The following is a 4118-nucleotide window of genomic DNA, read 5'->3' as shown; positions in this document are numbered from 1 at the left end:
AATTAGAAAAGATCATATCTGACCGAGAGTAGATAGATAATAAAAACATATATAGTCATTACAAAGATTGATTTCCTTGTAATGACTATTATTTTTTCTTCCTTGCTTGACACATTCAGATTTTTATAGAAAACATGCTGGAGTATGATAACTAAATAATAGATTGAAAGCAGACAGATACAAACACATTTGTCTGCTTTATTTATATCTAAATATATTATATTAGGAGGATTTTGTATTTGTGAAGGGCAGACAGGGTACATTATTCCGGTATTAAGAAATGGTGTGGATGAAATTTATGTAATGGAATATAGGACATATCAGGAGAGGAAGAATTATTTGAAGGAGTTATATAACATGCACATTAAGAGCAAAAATTGAAAAAAAGATATTATTTTGTCGAAAACATATTGAAATAACTATAATTTATTTTGTGACGGATATTGAAATAATGATACATTCTTGCTAAAATAAAGAAAGAAACTTATCTCAAATAGAATTATAAATTATTTAGAAGGTGAAAATAATGTTTAAGAGAAAAGCATATGAAGAACTTTTGAAATGGAAAAAAGAATGGGATGGTAAATACGCATGTCTGCTTGAAGGGGCAAGGCGTGTAGGTAAGACAACGATTGCTGAAGAATTTGCGCGTAATGAATATGAGTCTTATATACTAATTGATTTTTCGAATGTGAGTAAGGAACTGTTAGATGTATTTGATGATATATCAAAACTTGACCGTTTCTTTTTAAGATTACAGTTGTATTCTGGCGTTGAACTTATTGAACGGAAATCCGTAATTATTTTTGATGAAATTCAACTGTTTCCAAAAGCTCGGCAAGCAATAAAGCATCTTGTGAAGGATGGAAGATATGATTACATTGAAACCGGTTCATTGATTTCGATAAAGAAAAATGTAAAAGACATTTTAATTCCATCTGAAGAACATAAGATACATGTATATCCTATGGATTATGAAGAATTTATGTGGGCTGTCGGAGCAAATCCAAATGTTTTATCCATGGCATATAAAAGTAACATTGAGCTGGGAAATGCAGCAAATCGAAATGCAATGAAGGATTTTCGTGTCTATATGGCAGTAGGCGGAATGCCACAGGCAGTAGAGCGATATATTGCAACAAACAATTTTGAAGCGGTAGATAAAGTAAAACGCGAAATATTGGAATTATATTATGATGATTTGAAAAAGATTGATGATTCGGGAAGAATAACGGATATGTATAAATCGGTTCCCAGTCAGCTTGCGTCAAAGAAAAAGCATTATGTGATAACTGCTGCGACCGGGAAGCAGAAAACAAGGAAAGACGAAGAACGTCTTTTTGAACTAATCGAGTCAGGACTTGTATTGCCTTGCTATAATGTATTAAATCCAAGCGTTTCACTTTCACAGACGAAGGATAGTGCTTGCTTTAAATTATATTTATCAGATATAGGGTTGTTTACAACAAGGTTATTTAATGACTCGCAGAATGGAATCGCTGATATTTATCAAAAACTTTTGAGTGATAGTATACCGGCAGACTTGGGGTATTTGTATGAGAATGTGGTCGCACAGACTATAAAAGTAAGTGGCAGGGAATTGTACTACCATACATGGAGAAAAGAAGGAAGCACACATTCTTTTGAGATTGATTTTCTTATTACATCAAAGAATAAGATTATCCCGATTGAAGTAAAATCCTCAGCGGTAAAGAATCATAAGTCAATCGATGCTTTTGAGAAAAAATATTCTCAGTATGTGGGAGAACGATATCTTTTGTCACAAAAAGATGTGGGAAAGGAAGGGACATTAAAGTACCTACCGATATATATGACAATGTTTTTGTTAAAAGATTTATAAGTTAAAACAAGTTTTAGACAAAAATTGAAGTCTATAGTTGAATTTGTGATTATATAAAATTTTGTGGAGAGTATTTTATGGAAGAACTATTTGTGTATGCAATTCTATGTGGTGTAGGATTTGAAAAATATGACAAATATGAGCATACATTGGAACGACTTTTGGAATGGAAGCCAACAGATGAAATGCTTTTAGATTTATATGGTAGAAAATATAAAGATGCTTTGTTACATATTCATTCAATAATGAATGAATATGCATTGGATTGTGAACTGTTTGGAAAGTGTTTGATGAAGGAACTAAAAGATATATATTTATCTGTTGAAATATCAGAGTTCGGAAAGAAAATGTATGAATTATGGAATAGACTTCCTTCTGCAATTGACGAAATGGAAGAACCGTTTCATATTTTATCTTATGCTGACGATTGTTTATCCTATGGGGATGAAAAACAATGTCGAGAGTTATATGAATCTATGTTTGCATTTTATGAACAATGAAAACTCTTTCGGATTAAAAACATTATATGGATGATATAACATATTGTCGAAATTTGTTGTTCCCTACTTGACACATTCGTGAGCGGTAGTCCTATTATTCGGGATGGGAAGATTGTGGGGGCTGTGACGCATGTTTTAGTAAATGATCCGACGAGAGGGTATGGGATATTCCTCGAATCTATGTTAAATCATGGAAATTAAGAAGGCCGGTTGGACTTCTTTTTTAATGACTTGTATTATGGTGTATGATATAATTAATGAAGAATACTTGAAGTTTATAGATTATATATTGATAATATTCTTATAGTTTAAATCTTGTATAGTGTTTTTAGGAGGAAAAATGATTTATAGTAAAAAGAAAATGGAAGAAATTGTAGGCGAAATTACAAAACTGGTCGCCGAGTATTCTGAATATCCGAAGGTGAAAAAAGGTGTTAATATTGAAAGTACTGATAAAATTATTTGGTCTAAGGGCTGGATAGAACCTTTTTGTACCGATTATATAACAGAGCTGAATGATAATACGATTATTCCGAGAAAGTTACTAAAAAAAGAACCCTTAACCAAAAAGTATGTGTCAGTACATCATATGGCTGATAATACCCCTGTTTATTCAAAGTTTTATGGCGATAAAGATAACGTTGTATATGAGAAATTTTTTATAAAAAAGGAAAATTTCCTTATAGGTGCATTGTTCCATTGCAGTGACAAAAAGTTGTGTGGGTTAACCGTTGAGCATTTTGATGAAAAAGGTCGTCCAATCGAGTTTGACCGTTTTTCGATGGATGGTGAATCAAAGCGAAAGCTTGATAGTATATTTTATACTTATGATAACGACAGTATTATTAAGGCTGAATCAATATTCAGTTTAGATATTGATCGTGAATTGAAATCATACGATGATGAGCTATATGTAAAGATTGGTTTAATTCTAGATCCATCAATAGAAAGAATGAATCCTGAAAGTGTCGAAACATTTGATTTTGATTATAATGACAAAATGGAATTAGACTCTTATACAAGAACTGCATTCTCGTATGGAAGGGTTATAAGTCACAAATGGAAAATCAAGAAAAGTATTATAAAAAGTTACATAGAATGTGGTATTGGGTGGCTTGGTAAATAAAACATAAGATATTAGTCATACATATAGCCATTATGGAGATGGTGTTCTCTGTAATGGCTATTATTTTTGTTTCTTACTTGATACATTCAAATTTTATTGAGGAGATGCTGGAGCATTGAGAAAGGTAGCAGACGTAAGAAATAACGTTTGCTAAAAAGACTTTTTGAAACAAAACACAAAAACAAGCACTTTTATTTCAAAAACCTAATGACTTTTTGAAATAAAAGAGGTATGATGAATGTAGTTATTTCAAAAAGAGGTGAAAAATTCTCTGCCTGCATAATCAGGCAGGCATTTTGCTTCGCAAAACAAGGAGAATTATATGAATCGAGCAGGAATATATGTTGACAATTTAACAGGAGAGGCTACTTATCAATCTTTTAAACCAAATCCATTACCACCTATGCCGGAAATTGAAATGGATGAAGAGAGTGTAAAACTTTTAGTAGATGCCAATAAACAACTTGTAAAACTTGATACTGCATCACAGTTAATTTCCAATGCAGCCTGCAAATAAAAAGTCAAGGATAAATTGAAAAACCTTTGAAAACCTTATATAGGTTAAAAAATTAGGTGTCAAAATAAGACCACCACGTCAGTGCTGGTCTGAAAATCATAGTGGATAATTAAG

At 31.8% G+C, this 4118-nt stretch carries 4 protein-coding genes and 1 pseudogene; all 5 read left to right on the top strand.

Features of this window, described 5'->3' with window-relative positions:
- The first annotated feature begins 523 nt into the window (after nucleotides 1-523).
- The 5 genes and pseudogenes from E7419_08230 to E7419_08210 all read left to right on the top strand — a co-directional run bounded on the left by E7419_08230 (nucleotide 524) and on the right by E7419_08210 (nucleotide 4004).
- The gene (locus E7419_08230; GenBank protein MBE7015162.1) at nucleotides 524-1861 is read left to right on the top strand and encodes an ATP-binding protein; all 1338 of its coding nucleotides are present in this window, start codon (nucleotides 524-526) and stop codon (nucleotides 1859-1861) included.
- Between the two features lie 77 nt (nucleotides 1862-1938).
- Nucleotides 1939-2361 carry a hypothetical protein gene (locus tag E7419_08225; protein ID MBE7015161.1) on the top strand — a complete coding sequence of 141 codons (423 nt, stop codon included), beginning with the start codon at nucleotides 1939-1941 and terminating at the stop codon, nucleotides 2359-2361.
- Nucleotides 2362-2439: 78 nt separating this feature from the next.
- A pseudogene (locus E7419_08220) lies at nucleotides 2440-2562 on the top strand (hypothetical protein).
- Nucleotides 2563-2701: 139 nt separating this feature from the next.
- The gene (locus tag E7419_08215) at nucleotides 2702-3487 is read left to right on the top strand and encodes a hypothetical protein (GenBank protein MBE7015160.1); all 786 of its coding nucleotides are present in this window, start codon (nucleotides 2702-2704) and stop codon (nucleotides 3485-3487) included.
- 322 nt (nucleotides 3488-3809) lie between these two features.
- Nucleotides 3810-4004: a hypothetical protein gene (locus E7419_08210; GenBank protein MBE7015159.1), complete on the top strand. Its 195-nt coding sequence runs from the start codon at nucleotides 3810-3812 to the stop codon at nucleotides 4002-4004.
- The last annotated feature ends 114 nt before the right edge of the window (nucleotides 4005-4118 follow it).

The organism is Oscillospiraceae bacterium, from assembly GCA_015068525.1.
In the GTDB taxonomy this organism is placed as follows: Bacteria; Bacillota; Clostridia; order UMGS1840; family HGM11507; genus SIG450.
This window is presented reverse-complemented; position numbering and strand designations above follow the sequence as displayed.

Excerpts from the sequence above, each read along its gene's own strand:
- E7419_08225 (MBE7015161.1), top strand. The coding sequence starts at position 1,939 with ATGGAAGAACTATTTGTGTATGCAATTCTATGTGGTGTAGGATTTGAA.
- E7419_08215 (MBE7015160.1), top strand. The coding sequence starts at position 2,702 with ATGATTTATAGTAAAAAGAAAATGGAAGAAATTGTAGGCGAAATTACA.
- E7419_08210 (MBE7015159.1), top strand. The coding sequence starts at position 3,810 with ATGAATCGAGCAGGAATATATGTTGACAATTTAACAGGAGAGGCTACT.